Source organism: Shewanella sp. H8 (assembly GCF_040285065.1).
Taxonomy (GTDB): Bacteria; Pseudomonadota; Gammaproteobacteria; order Enterobacterales; family Shewanellaceae; genus Shewanella; species Shewanella polaris.
In genome coordinates this window covers 3,376,195-3,392,934 of sequence record NZ_CP157213.1, presented here as the reverse complement: position 1 = coordinate 3,392,934, position 16,740 = coordinate 3,376,195, and the positions used below count along the sequence as shown (strand labels likewise).

Below are 16,740 nucleotides of genomic sequence, written 5' to 3'. Positions count from 1 at the left end.
TGATGTTATCACTGCGCACTAAATTGTTGTTCAGTAACATGTTGAGCTGCCTTTTGGCGGCGATGTCAGGCGCTTTAGTGTGGCTTACATTAGGCGATGACTCTTTCTGGTTGGCTATTATTGTGATGCTGGCGGTGTGTTATTTTTGCAGCATGTGGCTCACCCGAAGATTGAGTGACAGTCTACGAGCATTAGAAATCGGTCTACTTAACTTTAAAGATAATGATTTTAGTGTGTCGCTGCATCCCTACGGCGAGCCACAATTAGATGCTCTAGTGAGCTTATATAACCAAGCATCGGCAAAGCTGCGCAGTGAGCGCCAGTTTATTTATCAGCGTGAGTTAATGCTCGATAAGGTGATTCAGAACTCACCTAATGTCATGCTATTAATTGATGATTCCGAACGGGTCATTTACGCCAATGGAGCAGCAAGGCATTTGTTTAATCAGGGTGTTAAAGTAGAAGGCATGTTGTTACCTGATCTTGTGGTGATGTTACCCGACACGCTTAAAGGCGCGTTAAGCAGTGAGCAAGAAGGACTGTTTTCGATGGGCGGGAGCGGAGTCGATGATGTTGATAGTTATTCTAATACTAATGCTGACAGTAACGACGTTGAAACCTGGCATATCTCTCGTGGTCGCTTTACTCAAAACAATCAGCAGCACCATTTAATTTTGCTTAAACAACTCACTAAAGAACTTAATCGCCAAGAAGTAGCAGTGTGGAAAAAGGTGATTCGAATTATCAGCCACGAGCTCAATAACTCGGTCGCGCCCATTGCTTCTATGGTCAATTCCGGTAAGTTTTTAACCCAGCACTTAGACGACAGCAAGCTGCAATTGATTTTTGATACCATCGAAAATCGCACCACACACCTTAGTCAATTTATTTCCCATTATGCCCAGTTTGCTAAGTTACCGCTACCACAAAAAGTCTTGATTGATTGGGCTAAAATGACCCAGCAATTAGCGCAGCAATACCCATTTAACCTGTTGTCACCTTTACCTATTAATCCAATTAAACTCGATGCAGTGCAATTAGAACAAGTCTTTATCAATCTGCTTAAAAATGCCCATGAGTCAGGTGCGATGGCAGACACTGTGTCGTTAATGTTTGAGGAAGTGACTCATCCAGTTAACGGGTTATTAATTAAAGTAGAAGATCAAGGTAGCGGGATGTCTAGCGAAGTATTGTCGCAAGCCTTGTTACCGTTTTATTCAACTAAACAATCGGGTACCGGGATAGGTTTGCCATTATGTCGTGAGATTATTGAAGCTCATGGTGGCCGTATTAGTATGCAAAACCGCCCACAAGGCGGCTTAAGTGTCAAAGTCTGGTTGCCTTCGCTAGAAGCTTAATCTCTACTAGAAGCCTGGCCCATTTACTCTTTCACGGCATGTTAACTGCTAACGACTGAACGAATTAAGCCGCGTTGAAACCAGGTTTGCATCGTTTGCAATACCATCAGTGGCGCAGATTGCTCGTCGTGCCATTGCAATATTTGTTCGCACTGGTTGGCAAAGTTGTTGCCTTGAATAAACCCCTGCAATAATGCGTGTTGTGCGGCTGATAATGAGGAAAACTCAGTTAGGCGTGACTCTCCACGCCATAGTAACCATGCCCGAGGTGATAAATAGTCTGGTGCAGGTGGCGTGGAATCGGCTTTTAATGCTTGCCAGGCTTCGACTGCGTTACTATTACAAGTAAATATTTGCACGCTGGGATGAAAGCGTAAACAGCAATTAGGCCACAACTCTGGCGATATAGCCTGCAAATCGCTAAAGCTTGCATGGGCACAGTCTGCTGCATCAAATGCAATGAGTAATCGGCGCTCGAATCGGGCTAAATCGGCAATAATGGGATGTTGTTTAAAAAACGCATCTTGTTGTAGAAAATCTGGCAGATCATCGCAAAACTGGCGCAATGATTTATTACTCGAAGGATGTGCACGGGTATAGTCAGCCGCCATTTTATCGAATAAATCGTCACCCAAATACAGCCCTAGAAGTTGGTGGTCGGTTTCGATGGTTTCTTTTAAACGAATTCGATAAGCGTTGGCATAAATTTGTAGACGGTCATCAGCACCGATCCCCGCTTGTTCAGACACATTGGCTTTCATCACCGACTGAATGTGTCCGTGCTGGGTATCCGAACTATCAGAGAGTAAATACTGCATAAATTGCTGTTGAATTTCAGCTAAACGGCTCATGTTTATGCCCTGACTTGTTGCGGTGAAGTGTGATTAGCGTTAATGAGCTTGCTTAAGTCATCAAGTGAACGACAGCCAAATTGTGAACGTGCTAAGGCTGGATCATCGGGTAGCGTTAACTGGGCAATGTGTTTAGCTTCGAGCAATTCTTGGTATAACGCAGGGAACTCTGGAATATTCGCGTCGCGTTCAATCATGGTGCTAACAGCGCCAAAGCGCTCTAGTGCAGCTTGGTAAAGTGTCCAAACCGATGGTGGTACATCATGGTCGTGAGTATCAATGACATAATCACCAAAGTCGCTATGTCCCGCTAAATGAAATTGTTGTACCCGGCGAGGATCGATCTTTTTAAGGTAATCCAGCGGATTAAAATGATGATTACGGGCGCTGACATAAATGTTATTAATGTCGAGTAATATCAAGCAATCTGCGGCTTCTGCCACTTGGCTTAAAAAATCCCATTCATCCATGGTCGAGTCTTGATATGACAAATAACTCGATACGTTTTCTAGCAGAATTCGTCTACCTAAAAAGTCCTGCACAATACGCACTCGCTCAGCAACATGGTTAACGGTTTCTTCGGTGTAAGGCAATGGCAGTAAATCATGACTATTGACGCCGTGAATTGAGGTCCAGCAAATATGGTCTGAAATCCATTTCGGTTGAATGTCATTACTGAGTTTTTTAAGGGCTTTTAAGTAATCCATATCTAAAGGATCTGTACTGCCTATCGACATCGATACGCCGTGCATTACAACAGGATATTGCTCGGCAATAGCTTCTAAATAGTATCGGGGTTTACCGCCAGCAACTAAGTAGTTTTCAGACAACACTTCAAACCAATCGATATCGGGCTGGTGCTGTAAAATATGTTCAAAATGGTCAGTACGTAAGCCTAAACCAAATCCAAGAAAGTCTTCTGTAATACGTGTATTTGGCATGGTGTACCTTGTTATTGCAAACAAATTGGTAATGAATAAAAAGGCTGATGACGTTCAAGTCACAGAGTTAGAAAGCCATCAACCTTATGAGTTTTATTGATTACTAGCTAACGTTACCGCCAATGTCACCACAAGATTTAGCTGTAGTGTTCACAAAGCCAGTGCCTTTACAGCTTGCCATTCCGCCACAAGCATTATCAGCACCTTTACAATCGTTATGGCCTTTACAGACGTTAACACCGTAACAATGTACTAAATCGGCTTTAGTGACTTTACCAACCCAATCATCTTTTTGCGTGCCGCCCACATCTGCACAAGCTTTTGATGGCATGCCAACAAAACCTGTGCCTTTACAGCTCGCTTGACCGCCACAGGCATTGTCAGCTGTTTTACAATCGTTATGGCCTTTACAGGTATTAACGCCGTAACAATGAACTAAATCTGTTTCGCCAGCAGCCATAGGAGCTGTACTTGTTTCGGCCGCCATTGCCTGACCTGATAAACTGGCCATAGCTAATGCGAGTGCTGCGCCTGTTAGGCTAGTTTGTGCTTTGGTATTCATGATGTATTCCTTACAATGTTGATTATTATTTTTACTGCTTATTCTTGTTACTCGTCACAAGATTGATTTGCTGCAGCTATCACACTTGTTAGGAGTTATTAGTATTGACCGTGGTGGGGCTCAATATCTTTCAACATAAAGTGTAGTCTAGTCACTAAAATGTTGTATAAGTGTTAACTTACAATTGATTTATAAGACGAAAGAAATGAATAAGTAAGATAAATAAAATGATGTTAGTTGAGATAACTAGGGCGTTCAAGCGATGAGGGTTAACTGGCTATTTATCGTTTTTCGATAATCAAAGTTCAGGTTAAACACGATAAAAAAATATAAGGAAAAATTATGCAGACAATACTTGTTTGTTTATTCATCGCAGTATTATTGCCTTATGCGGCAAAAGTACCTGTTGCGGTGGCAATGGCAAAATTGGGTCGATATGACAATAATCATCCGCGAGCACAGCAAGGGCAATTAACCGGATTTGGTGCGCGTGCAGTGGCGGGACATCAAAATGCGTTTGAGTCATTAATTGTATTTGGGGTTGCAGTATTAACGGCGTTAGTAACTAACAATGTTACCGATGTTGTCGCGCTTTTAGCCATAGTGCATGTGGTCGCGAGAGTGGTTTATCATGTCATGTATTTATTAAATTACGGCACATTGCGTTCGTTGTCTTGGTTTGTGGCTATAGGGGCATCGCTAGGGATTTTTTGCCAAGCGTTTTAATTCCGTTTCTACTTCAAATAAAAAAACGCCTTACATGGCGTTTTTTTATTTGAAATCAATTACGTTATTGTTGCATTAATCTAGGCTAGTAATACGTTGATAACCCATTTCAGTTAATTGGTCGTTAACGCAATCCAATAAAAATGAGCCGACTTCGCTTTCTGGTAATTGATCTTCTACCGCGATTTGCTGACAGGCTTGTTTTAATGACGCGACATCCTTCTCAGGGGCTTGCGGTAGGGCAGATGCTGTAAAACTAACTACCGAAGCACTGGCCAGTAATGTTGCAAATGTAATGCGGGTGATAATAGTTGATGGCATGGTTGTTCCTTCTTGGGAGAACTTTGTTATTTTGACTAGTTAGTTGGACAAATATTACTTTAGCTTAGTTCCGTTAGATAGAGTGATTAATAGTATTTTTATTGTTAAGTCGCGCATATGAAGTGGGATATTAGTGTTGTAAAGCATGGTGCTTTCCTGTTCTGTCGAGTGTTTTTTAATGAACACAAAACAACTAGATTGATAAGATAGTTTGTGATTGTCACTCATTTACCCGCTTAATGTGGTTTGTATAAAAAGGTAAAACGATGCAAGATTTTGACTCTTTACTCACCCAAGTTAGAAATTGCCAAATTTGCGCTGCAGAATTAGTTGATGGTGTTCGGCCCATTGTGCAAATTGATCCTCAAGCAAAGATATTAATTATCGGTCAGGCGCCTGGACGTAAAGTGCATATGTCGGGTATACCATTTGACGATGCCAGTGGTGACAGATTGCGACAGTGGTTAGGTGTCACAAGAGAGGTTTTCTATGATGCCAAACAAGTGGCTATAATGCCGATAGGTTTTTGTTTTCCTGGCAGTTATCAAGCCGGCGCAGTAGGTACTAAAAAGGGTAAATCGGGTGATTTACCGCCAAGGAAAGAATGCGCACCTAAATGGCATAACTTGTTGTTACAGCAGTTAGTTAACGTAGAGTTGGTGTTACTGGTGGGGCAATATGCACAACAATATTATTTACCTAATAAACCTAAAACATTAACCGAAACGGTGCATCAATGGCATACGTTTGGGCCGCGCTTTATTCCCCTGCCACATCCCAGCCCGCTTAATAATATTTGGCTTAGTCGTAATCGCTGGTTTGAAACCGAATTACTCAGCGATATTCAACAACGAGTGGCTGCTGCGTTAGCGTAACGATAACGCGTTATTGTGTTATGTGTTGCTGATTTATAAAATCGATAGCGCTATGCGTTAAACAACGTTTAGATAAATAGGTAGTGGTTTTTTGTAACTGGAGTAAAAATCCGCTATCGGTTTCGGTGATGCGATAAACATCAGTCCACAAAATATGTTGATTAACATGGAGTGATTGGCTGTTGATACCCTTATCATCAATGGTCAGCTTTACCTCTTCACCTGCCGCTTTACTCATCATTTGACGCCATAACCACCAGGTTTTATTAAAGCGAATGCTTAAAAATTCAACCACAGACAGGCCAATGAAAAAGTAGCCTAGGTAATAGGTTTCTTGAGTGCTTATTGCCGCTTGGCTTATTGAATCAATTAATAAAATAACTAAACCAATCAGCGCAAAAATGGCCGTTTTAATAAACCGTTTTGCTGATGGGGTAGGGTTGATGGATTGCTGATAACATTCTTCAAAATATGATTTATTGAGTACATATTCGGCAGTATAACTAAAGGCTTGTGACATGATGACCTAATTAACAACAATTGATGGGCATGATTATCGCATAGTCATTAGTTTGCTCAAAGTATGCTAATTATTGTCACACCTTTATACCAATCCTTATTAGAATATGATCTATTTTAGGCTGCGTCACTAGGCCCAGTACAATGAAAATGACTGTAGGTGTAGTCTTCTACATCAAAGTCATTTGAAACAGTAATGGGGGTTGTGACACCGCCCCGAAGGGCGAATTTATCAGAGTGGTCTTCTTTGTTAGCCTTTCTTAACGTAGAACGACTATGTCTTCAAAAGGCTGCCTCGAATACCTCACTGATAATTTTCGCTAAAAGAGCAAATTCTAATGCGGATTGGTATTACTACCAACAGTGTCGGTCCTTGGTGTCATTCTATCTCAGCAGTGTCGTGAATATGTCGTAAATGGCTATATCAAATACTTTTATCAGAAGCGTGGGGTAAATATATGGCGCGTTATTGTTATCAACAACGCGCCATATTAATGGCTATTTTTAAACACCAAATATCAGTCTATGTTGATGGTTTGCATTAACGCATCTGTAAGCTGTTGCTGTTGTTCTGGGGTTAATTGCTGATTGTCTTGGTTCGATAATGAAAACACATTGTCTGCTCGTTCACCGACGGTACTTATGGTGGCCGAATGAATATGCAATTCTAATTCCCTAAAAATATTGGCAATTTGTTCCATAAATTCACTGGTGTCTAGGGCGGATACATTGACTAAACTACGAGTCGATTTTCGTGAATGTAAAAATTCGATACTGGGTTGATTATCAAAGCTTTGATGACGCCTAGACTGACGTTTTTTAGGTAAGCTAATGCCTTTATCCAGTACTTGATGCAATTTATTGATCACTTGTTTACGACGTTGCGCACTGATGATAGGTTTTTCGTCAAAATCGAGCACTTTGAATGACTCAACCACATAACCATCTTTAGTTCGGGCAATTTGTGCCTGTTTTACCGAAATGCGCAGTGCCGCTAAAGTATTAAATAATTTAACAAATAATCCTGGGCGATCTTTAGTGTACACAAACACATCACTACAGCCTTTAACGACCGCATCATCAAGTAAAATGAGGGTGTTGTATTTATTATCTGTTGTTGGTGCAAGATCATGGTTAATCATTGCTTGAGTATATCTGGCAATATCATCAGTATCGGCATTACTAAAGAAGGCTATCGGTAGTCGTCGCCATAAGGTTTTTATGGTTGTAGTCATGTCGTCATCTGCGTGTAACAGATTAAGTGCTTCTTGTTTATGTTCGCGGACAATGGTGCGAATTTGCAGCATATTTTCAAGGCCATTGCGAAGTGCTTTGCGGGTAATAAAATATAAATCTTTTAACAGTGATGCCTTCCAGTCATTCCAAAGATCATCATTGGTTGCTTGAATATCGGCAATGGTTAAGCAATACAAGGCATCTAAACGGGCTAAGGTTCCGACTTTTTTAGCAAAAGTATCAATCACTTCAGGATCGTTAATGTCCATACGTTGTGACGTCATGGACATTAGCAGGTGATGCTCTACCAACCAGCAGATGAGGTGTTCTTGTGACACTTTCAGTCCATGAAACTTGGCAAATAAACTGGCATCGACAGCTCCTAGTTCACTGTGGTCGCCACCGCGACCTTTAGCTAAATCATGAAATAATGCCGCAAATAACAATGTCGATTTGTTAAACATTTTTTGATAGATGTCAGCAGCTAATGCCAAGTCTTTATTTAAGGTTTTAATGTCTTTACCGTAGGTGTAAATATTTTTTAGCACCTTGTGGGTGTGTTCATCAACGGTATAAGCATGAAATAAATCAAATTGCATCTGGCCAACCACTTCACGCCATTGCGGTAAATAAGACGCTAAAATACCGTGTTGGTGCATTAAGGTAATGGCAAGTCCCATGCCTTGAGGATGCATAAATATTGCTTTAAATTGCTCACGGCAGCGCTGAAAGTCTTGTAAGTCGCCCATTAAGCGACGTCTAACTTGGCGCAGTGATCGTAAGGTTTCTGCGGTAATGCCAACTATTTTGTCGTGATGAATCGCGATAAATTCAAATAACGCCATAATTTGAGTGCGATCAATAAACACGGTTTCGTCACGAACATGGATGTATTTATCGACAATTTCAAAGTTTTCATTCAACTCTATTATGTCGGGGTTGAGCTGCGGAATAATTTCGCGATGGAAATAGGCCATTAAAATCTTGTTTAATTCACTAATACGTTTCATGGCGCGAAACAATTGGCGCATCATTTTTTCGATGGCTATATTGCCACTTTCGCCGATGGGCATGCCATCACCAAAACCCATTAATTTAGCCACTTCTGCTTGATATTGCAGTAATAAACGGTTTTCTGATCGTTGAGCGGCTTGATGTAAGGCAAACCGCACTCTAAATAAAAAGTGTTGGCATTCCATTAATTCGGCGTATTCGTCATTGGTTAAAAAGCCAAATCGTCGCAGTGATTGCATGCTGGCAACGCCGAAATGCTTACGGGCAACCCAAGTAAGGGTTTGTATATCGCGCATACCACCGGGGCTAGTTTTAAGGTTAGGTTCAATACTATAGGAGGTGTCTTGTGCTTTAGCGTGGCGTTCTTGTTGTTCGCTGAGTTTGGCATTAAAAAATGCCTGGCTTTGCCATAAATCTTGACCGTAAAGGGCGTTTAATACTTGTTGTTGGTGCTGATTATTACCAAATAAATGCCGAATTTCCAATAAGCTGGTCGCAATGGTTACATCGTCTTTGCATGCTTGGAATGTGTCATCCATACTGCGCACTGCATGACCTAAATCTAGGTTAAGATCCCACAGATGGGTGAGGAACTGACTCACTGAATTAGCTTCGGTAGGCGTTAAAGGCCCATCATGAATAATGCAGATGTCGATGTCGGAGAAGGGATGTAAAGTTTGTCGACCGTAACCTCCAACAGCATTAAGTGAGATGCGATCAGGATCTAATTCGAAAGGTTGCCAAAGTTGGCATAATAACTCATCGAAAAAGTGAGATCGCTTATTCAAAGTGTCGTTAATTGCACTTTGAAAAATGTTATCTTGTAAAAATTGATCCAGTGACTTAATCGCCTGTTTTAGCTCTGCGGTGGTCATGTCTGGGCGCAAAACTGTACTAGCAGGTTGCGAAAGCATGTTACTCCTTGTTGATGTGCCTTTTAACAGAATAAGGTATTCTTAAACAAATTGGTATCATTCTTAATGAGGTTTTATGGTGTCTAAACGAGGTCGACTAGACCAATTTATTGCTGGCACGTTACAAATTTCTAAAAAAGCCGTCCGTGGGTTGTTAATCAGCAATAAAGTACTTGTCGATGGTCAATTAGCCAAATCACCTGATTTACAAATAGATGAGTTTAGCCATATTACCTGCAATGGTGTGGTGTTGCGTCAATATCAAAAACAATACTATATGCTCAATAAGCCCGATGGCGTGGTCAGCGCAACCATTGATGATAAACACCCAACGGCATTGGGATTAATGACGGGTGTTAACACTGATATGCTGCATATTGCTGGCAGATTAGATTTGCATTCAACTGGGTTGTTGTTGCTCACTAATGACGCCAAATGGTCTGCTGCTTTAATGGCGCCTGAGCATAAAGTAGATAAGCAGTATTTAGTGACATTAGCCAATCCACTCCAGCAAGAATATGTCGAGGCATTCGCCAATGGGATGTATTTCGAATTTGAAGACATTACCACCTTACCAGCACAACTCGCATTATTATCCAGTCATCAAGCAAGGGTGGTGTTGCGAGAGGGCAAGTATCATCAAATTAAACGCATGTTTGGTCGTTTTCGTAATCCGGTGGTTGCGTTGCATCGCGAGTCTGTGGGTAATATTCTGTTAGATAATACTCTGTTACCTGGTGAGTTTCGTGCATTAACAAAAGCTGAAGTTGATAGTGTTATTCAGCACTAGATCAACTTTTTTGATTTGAATACATGTTAATTTACCTGCTTCATTACAACAAATTAGGTGGCATGTGGATATTCAAGCATTAAAAAAAGTCAGCGAATTAGATGTATTTAGTTTGTTGGTGTTTAAGCTCATTTACGAAACGGGCTTTGCTAACTTTGCCGCCAAAGAGCTTGCTGTCTCCGCACCGAAAATTAGCCGCTGTTTAACATCATTAAGAGTCATTTTTAATGATGAATTATTTTTTCGTCGCCAGCAAGGATTGAAACCGACACCATTAGCCGAACGTTTATATCTGCCTATATGCCAATTATGTGACATGGTGAGCCAAATTGAGCGAATGGCAGACGATCGTTTAAATCATTGTCAAACGCCTATTTTACATATTGCGGTATCACCAAGCATTATTACCAGCTTAGCGATGGCGTTAAGCCAGCTCCCTCGTAATGTCATTGGTAAAGTTAAACTTCACAGTTGGGAGGCCGACACAGAAGAGCTCATTTACAATGGTGAACTTGATTTTGGTATTGGGTTTGATACTCAAGATGCTCATGAATTAGAGCTATCAAATATTGCAAGCGTGACATCTTTATGTGTGGTGGGAAATACTAATCATTCATTTTGGGCTGGTGGTGAGCCAGTAAAGTTAGAAAATATCATTCAGCACCCTATCGTGTATTTACGTTGTAAAGGTTTTAATAATCGTATTGACCCTTTAGAACTTTATTGTCAAACCCATGGTTTGCTTTTAGACGATATTGAATGTGTTAGGAAATTAGAAGATTGGTATTGGCATATGTTAACAATGGATAGTTTGGCTATCACAATTTGTAATGAAGGGGCATTTGCACAACAAATTCCACAATTACGAGTGGAGAAATTACCCGATAGCGAATTTAAAAAACTTAATGATGTCATGGCTATGCCTAATTATTGTTTAATTGAGCGTGCAGAACTTTATCGCCGTTATTCTTCAAAAACCACGCAAATGATAATGGATATCACTAAGTCGCTATTGCATTAAGGTATATTCGATTGTAAATGAGATTCAAAACACTTAGCTGTGTAGGTTGAGTGTTTTGTTTTAAAAAGTTAATAGTTAAAAATCAATATGTTACATTGTTAATGTTTTTCCCTTCAAACTCATCCTCAATATACCTATTTTTAAGTACTTCTTTGGGGTTGCGCGGTGTGAATTTGGCTATTTTATTTTTGTTAATACTTAAAAATAAAATCGCTAATTTCTTCTAACGAATCTCTAACTTAATCTCACAGGTTTGCAATAGCAGACGAGCATTTTGTCTTATTTCCTTATATTTTATAGGTGCAAAAACCTACAAATTTAAATCGGGGGATTTAAAATGAAGAAATATAATAAAACATTACTCGCTGTAGCATTTATGGCTGCAATGGGTGTGACAGGATGTGGCTCTGACGGCAGTGATGGTGCCGATGGTGTTGCGGGTGCTGATGGTGCTGCAGGTGCCAATGGTACAGATGGTACTTCAGCAGGCTTAACAGTCACTACAGTTGAAAGTGCAGCTAATTTTAATTTAACCCTAGCACCAGCAGATATTGTTGTTGTGGGTACAGATGCATTTAGCGTTAAATTTAGCGTAACAGGTGAAGGTACTGGCGGAGCGGCTGTGCCATTCTCTGGACTTGATAAAGTTGCGCTGTATGTAACCAGCCAGTCTGCTAACACTACCGATACGGGTGCACCTTATTTATGGACCAACCATGCACTTGCTAATGATTTTGGCAGCAGCATGTATTGTAATTTAACGGGTAGTACTACAGCTCGTGATGGCAGTGAAGTAGAAGCCTGTACATTGGTTGAAGATCCAGCTAACCCTGGTACTTATACAGGTACTTGGGAACATGATGGTAATGCGCCTGTAGTATTGGCCGATGGTGATGCTAACGATTTAGTTCGTGTGATGATCCGTGCTTATGATGTTGTAATGGCAGATGGTACAGAGGTAAGTGATAAGCCTCTATCAACGCCAATTGATTTTATTCCAGCAACTGGTGAACTTGCGGTTTCAGCAAAAGATGCCGTGTCTAATGCAGCATGTATCAAGTGTCATAGCCCAATGGAAGGTTATGCTGATACTGATTTGCGTATAAGTAACATTAGTGCTCACCATAACTATCAAAAAGTTGAAAACTGTGTTGCTTGTCATAACCCTGCTTATGCGGGCGGACAAGACGACGAAGAAGTGGGCTTTAATGCAAACTTCAATGCCATGATCCACACCATTCATATGGGTAAAGATCTTGCAGAATGGCAGGGACTACAAGGCGAAGCTAAAGAGATGTGGGGCGAAATTGGTTTCCCAGCTGAGTCAACTGAATGTGCTGTTTGTCATGATAATGGCACCCAGTGGAACGACAATATCTATGCTGAAGCTTGTGAATCATGTCACTTAACTGTGAACTTTGAAACGGGTGAAGGTCATAATGGTATTGTGCCTTCAAGTGACGCTGTTTGTTCTGGTTGTCACGGTTCAGGTAGCTTAAGCCCAATGGAAGCTCATAAGGTTGGTCGTCGTGCTGACTTAGCAAATGGTTTAGTCTTAGATGTTGTTTCTGCTGAAGTTGCAGCAGGCGAACTAACTGTCACTATTGGTGTTGAATTAAATGGTGCAGTTGCAGCTGATGGTACTGATCTAGCTGATTATGTATTTAGCACATCTGGTGGTCGGAGTATTTTAATCGGTACCCTTGATGACAATGGTGATTACGTTCAAGGTACAAGTATCTCTACTGATGGAGGTATGTTTGTGGTTACGGGTGGTAACATCGTCCTAACTCAAACACTTAGTGATGCTACAGATTTAGATGGCGAAACACTTTATGTGTCATCTGAAATGAACATGTGTGGTGATACAGACACCGATATGATTGTTGCTACAGCTGATGGTTGTGATGTTGGTATTCCAGCTAACATCGTCACTAAATACTTTGTATTTGATGCAGTAGCCGCTACTGGTGTTGCCACTACTGACAACCTACGTTTTGTTAGTCCTGCAGTAACTGCTTATAACGCACCTACACAGGTGGGTAATGACCGTACAACCGCTGACGAAGCTAAATGTAATGCTTGTCACGACAACTTAGCGCACGTTAAAGCACCTCGTCATGGTGTGACTAACTTTACACAATGTGCTGATTGTCATAACAATGCTAGCCCTGTAGGTTCTCATCATGAAACAGTTCAAGTTGAATCTGCTGACGGTACGTTTGAAGTGGTTGAAGGCCTAGAGTACTATAACCGTGATTTAGTAACTGTTGCTCACCGTTACCACAGTGGAACATATGCGGAAGAAGCATCTGGCGTTTATATCAATGCTGACGGCGACTTAGTTAACTATCCTGCGGATCAAACTAATTGCCAAGCGTGTCATAAAGATGCAAATGCAGCTGGCGATGCTATGGCATTCTTTGATGGTACTGGTACTTTGACCTCTGGTAGAACTTCAGTTGCACTCGGTAATGGTGAATTTATTTCTCCAGTTACAGAAGCTTGTCGTAGTTGTCACGCTCACTCTGGTGAAGCGGCTCTAGCTCACTTTAAGAGTAATGGCGCAACAGTCTTTGGCGACAACATTATGTCTGCAGACGCAGTGCCAATTGAATCATGTGCAACATGTCATGCCGATGGTAAAACATACGGCTTAGATGTAGTTCATGGAAGTTCTGCACATTAATAGAAAATAATTTCTTAATCATCACTTAAGAAAATAAAAAAGAGGGAGGCAATAATGCCTCCCTCTTTTTTTATTAATTTTCAGGCTAAACGCTGCATATATAACATTTGTAATTTACTTCATTAGTTGTATGTTTTATTTCTTTATTTTGCTCTCTTAGTTTTTATCTCAATTTGTTCATGTCGGAATACCTCTTTGTAATTACATAATGTGAAATTGCAAATTTTAGTTTTGCAAATACTCAAATATGAAATTATAAATTTTCATTAAGAGAATTGTGATTAAGCATCACAGGTTTGTAACATTTTTCGGGCCTTTTTCCTTATTTCCTTATATTTTGTAGGTGCAAAAACCTATAAATTTAAATCGGGGGATTTAAAATGAAGAAATATAATAAAACATTACTCGCTGTAGCATTTATGGCTGCAATGGGTGTGACAGGATGTGGCTCTGACGGCAGTGATGGTGTTGCGGGTGCTGATGGTGCTGCAGGTGCCGATGGTACAGATGGTACTTCAGCAGGCTTAACCGTCACTACAGTTGAAAGTGCAGCTAATTTTAATTTAACCCTAGCACCAGCAGATATTGTTGTTGTGGGTACAGATGCATTTAGCGTTAAATTTAGCGTAACAGGTGAAGGTACTGGCGGAACGTCTGTGCCATTCTCTGGACTTGAGAAGGTTGCACTATATGTAACCAGCCAGTCTGCTAATACTACCGATACTGGTGCACCGATGTTATGGACCAACCATGCGCTTGCTAACGATTTTGGCAGCAGTATGTATTGTAATTTAACGGGTAGCACTACAGCTCGCGATGGCAGTGAAGTAGAAGCCTGTACATTGGTTGAAGACCCAGCTAATCCTGGTACTTATACAGGTACTTGGGAACATGATGGTAATGCGCCTGTAGTATTGGCCGATGGTGATGCTAACGATTTAGTTCGTGTGATGATCCGTGCTTATGATGTTGTAATGGCAGATGGTACAGAGGTAAGTGATAAGCCTCTATCAACGCCAATTGATTTTATTCCAGCAACTGGCGAACTTGCGGTTTCAGCAAAAGATGCCGTGTCTAATGCAGCATGTATCAAGTGTCATAGCCCAATGGAAGGTTATGCTGATACTGATTTGCATATTAGCAACATTAGTGCTCACCATAACTATCAAAAAGTTGAAAACTGTGTTGCTTGTCATAACCCTGCTTATGCGGGCGGACAAGACGACGAAGAAGTGGGCTTTAATGCAAACTTCAATGCCATGATCCACACCATTCATATGGGGGAGCATATTGCTGACTCACTTACTGGTGAAGCGAAAGAGATGTTTGGCGGAATCGCTTTTCCTGCTGAAGCAAATGAATGTACTGTTTGTCATGATAATGGCACCCAGTGGAACGACAATGTCTATGCTGAAGCCTGTGTATCATGTCACGTAGATGTGAACCTTGAGACCGGCGAAAACCATAACGGTATTGTGCCTTCAAGCGACGCTGTTTGTTCTGGTTGTCACGGTTCAGGTAGCTTAAGCCCAATGGAAGCGCACAGTGTTAATCGTCGTGCTGCTTTTGAAGATGGTTTAGTGTTAGACGTCGTTTCTGCTGATGTTGCTTCAGATGTATTAACTGTTGTCATTGGTGTTGAATTAAATGGTGCAGTTGCAGCTGATGGTACAGATTTAACTATGTATCTAAACAAAGCGAAATCAGGTGACGATATCTTAATTGGTACACTTGATAGCAATGGCGATTATATTCGTGGATTAAGTGTAAACACTGTATCTAATCCAGAAATGTTTGTTGTTGCAGGCGGCCAGTTAACCTTAACTAAGTCACTTACCGCTAATCAACTTGATGGTAAAACAATTTCAGTTTCTTCTGAATTGAACATGTGTGGTAACACAACAACTGACATGATTGTTGAGAACACAATGCTAGCTGATGGTGCAGGTACTGATACTGGTGCTTGTGATGTAGCGGTTCCTTCAAACATTGTAACTAAGTACTTTGTGTTTGATACAGTTGCTGCAGCGGGTGCTGAAACTACTACCAACTTACGTTTTGTTAGCCCTGAGCTAACAGGTTACACTTCACCTACACAGGTGGGTAATGACCGTACAACAGCTGATGAAGCGAAATGTAATGCTTGTCATGACAATTTATCGCATGTTAAATCACCTAACCATGGTGTGACTAACTTTACACAATGTGCTGATTGTCATAATAACAACTACCCTGGTTCTTATCATGCAGATGTTTATAAACAGTCTGGTGTAGATGATGATGGCGAACCTACGTTTGAAGTTGTTGAAGGCCTAGAGTATTACAACCGTGACTTAGCAACAGTTGCTCACCGTTTCCACAGCGGTTTGTTTGCAGGTAGTACAGGTGCTGGCATCTACTTAGATACAGATGATGAATTGGTTAACTACCCTGCGGTACAAACTAATTGTCAAGCGTGTCATAAAGATGCAAATGCTGCTGGCGATGCTATGCCATTCTTTGATGGTACTGGTGAGTTAACATCAGGTAGAACTGCGATTGAAATCAGTGGTGGTGAATTTATTTCTCCAGTTGCCGAAGCTTGTCGTAGTTGTCACGCTCACTCTGGTGCAGCGGCTCTTGCTCACTTCAAGAGTAATGGTGCAACAGTCTTTGGTGATAATATTACCTCAGCTGATGATGTACCGGTTGAATCATGTGCAACATGTCATGCTGATGGTAAAACATACGGTGTAGATGTAGTGCATGGAAGTTCAGCACACTAATAGAAAATAACTTCTTAATCATCATTTAAGAAAATAAGTAAGAGGGAGGCAGTAATGCCTCCCTCTTTTTTTATTAATGTTGTCTAACCGGTGCTTATTTAATATTTGTAACTTAATTCATTCGTTGTATGTTTTACCTCTTCGTTTTTATCTCAATT

The 16,740-nt window shown here is 40.9% G+C and carries 13 protein-coding genes; 7 read left to right on the top strand and 6 right to left on the bottom strand.

The genetic code is table 11. The features are described 5' to 3' along the window. Positions 1 to 2: 2 nt before the first annotated feature. On the top strand, positions 3 to 1,358 hold the full coding sequence (locus ABIS04_RS14685) for an ATP-binding protein (protein WP_350433447.1): 1,356 nt from the start codon (positions 3 to 5) through the stop codon (positions 1,356 to 1,358). A gap of 41 nt (positions 1,359 to 1,399) precedes the next feature. Here the strand turns inward: ABIS04_RS14685 and ABIS04_RS14680 are convergent, their stop codons facing one another. The 3 genes from ABIS04_RS14680 to ABIS04_RS14670 all read right to left on the bottom strand — a co-directional run bounded on the left by ABIS04_RS14680 (position 1,400) and on the right by ABIS04_RS14670 (position 3,712). Continuing rightward, complete coding sequence (locus tag ABIS04_RS14680) at positions 1,400 to 2,209, bottom strand: DNA-binding domain-containing protein (RefSeq protein ID WP_350431518.1); 810 nt, start codon at positions 2,207 to 2,209, stop codon at positions 1,400 to 1,402. A gap of 2 nt (positions 2,210 to 2,211) precedes the next feature. Further along, positions 2,212 to 3,150: a DUF692 domain-containing protein gene (locus tag ABIS04_RS14675; protein WP_350431517.1), complete on the bottom strand. Its 939-nt coding sequence runs from the start codon at positions 3,148 to 3,150 to the stop codon at positions 2,212 to 2,214. Between the two features lie 103 nt (positions 3,151 to 3,253). Next, complete coding sequence (locus tag ABIS04_RS14670; protein ID WP_350431516.1) at positions 3,254 to 3,712, bottom strand: hypothetical protein; 459 nt, start codon at positions 3,710 to 3,712, stop codon at positions 3,254 to 3,256. Positions 3,713 to 4,054: 342 nt separating this feature from the next. On the opposite strand from ABIS04_RS14670, the gene ABIS04_RS14665 reads away from it, so the two are divergent. Next, complete coding sequence (locus tag ABIS04_RS14665; protein ID WP_350431515.1) at positions 4,055 to 4,438, top strand: MAPEG family protein; 384 nt, start codon at positions 4,055 to 4,057, stop codon at positions 4,436 to 4,438. 75 nt (positions 4,439 to 4,513) lie between these two features. Here ABIS04_RS14665 and ABIS04_RS14660 read toward each other — a convergent pair whose 3' ends face one another. Next, positions 4,514 to 4,759, bottom strand: coding sequence for a hypothetical protein (locus tag ABIS04_RS14660; RefSeq protein ID WP_254693657.1), 246 nt, complete (start codon positions 4,757 to 4,759; stop codon positions 4,514 to 4,516). A 266-nt stretch (positions 4,760 to 5,025) separates the two neighbouring features. Here ABIS04_RS14660 and ABIS04_RS14655 point away from each other — a divergent pair, with 266 nt between their 5' ends. Beyond that, entirely contained in the window at positions 5,026 to 5,634 is a 609-nt protein-coding gene (locus tag ABIS04_RS14655) for a uracil-DNA glycosylase family protein (protein ID WP_350431514.1), read from the top strand. A 10-nt stretch (positions 5,635 to 5,644) separates the two neighbouring features. On the opposite strand, the gene ABIS04_RS14650 is transcribed toward ABIS04_RS14655, so the two are convergent. Together ABIS04_RS14650 and glnD are read right to left on the bottom strand one after the other, a co-directional pair. Beyond that, the gene (locus tag ABIS04_RS14650; protein WP_350431513.1) at positions 5,645 to 6,154 is read right to left on the bottom strand and encodes a YcxB family protein; all 510 of its coding nucleotides are present in this window, start codon (positions 6,152 to 6,154) and stop codon (positions 5,645 to 5,647) included. 517 nt (positions 6,155 to 6,671) lie between these two features. After that, on the bottom strand, positions 6,672 to 9,317 hold the full coding sequence (glnD, locus tag ABIS04_RS14645) for a [protein-PII] uridylyltransferase (RefSeq protein WP_350431512.1): 2,646 nt from the start codon (positions 9,315 to 9,317) through the stop codon (positions 6,672 to 6,674). A 76-nt stretch (positions 9,318 to 9,393) separates the two neighbouring features. Between glnD and ABIS04_RS14640 the strand changes: the two genes are divergently transcribed. The 4 genes from ABIS04_RS14640 (at position 9,394) to ABIS04_RS14625 (ending at position 16,582) form a co-directional block, all read left to right on the top strand. Beyond that, positions 9,394 to 10,107, top strand: coding sequence for a 16S rRNA pseudouridine(516) synthase (locus ABIS04_RS14640; RefSeq protein ID WP_350431511.1), 714 nt, complete (start codon positions 9,394 to 9,396; stop codon positions 10,105 to 10,107). A gap of 64 nt (positions 10,108 to 10,171) precedes the next feature. Next, on the top strand, positions 10,172 to 11,128 hold the full coding sequence (locus ABIS04_RS14635) for a LysR family transcriptional regulator (RefSeq protein WP_350431510.1): 957 nt from the start codon (positions 10,172 to 10,174) through the stop codon (positions 11,126 to 11,128). Positions 11,129 to 11,465: 337 nt separating this feature from the next. Continuing rightward, positions 11,466 to 13,817, top strand: a complete 2,352-nt coding sequence (locus tag ABIS04_RS14630; RefSeq protein ID WP_350431509.1) for an OmcA/MtrC family decaheme c-type cytochrome — start codon at positions 11,466 to 11,468, stop codon at positions 13,815 to 13,817. 380 nt (positions 13,818 to 14,197) lie between these two features. Further along, positions 14,198 to 16,582, top strand: a complete 2,385-nt coding sequence (locus ABIS04_RS14625) for an OmcA/MtrC family decaheme c-type cytochrome (protein ID WP_350431508.1) — start codon at positions 14,198 to 14,200, stop codon at positions 16,580 to 16,582. Positions 16,583 to 16,740 lie beyond the last annotated feature (158 nt).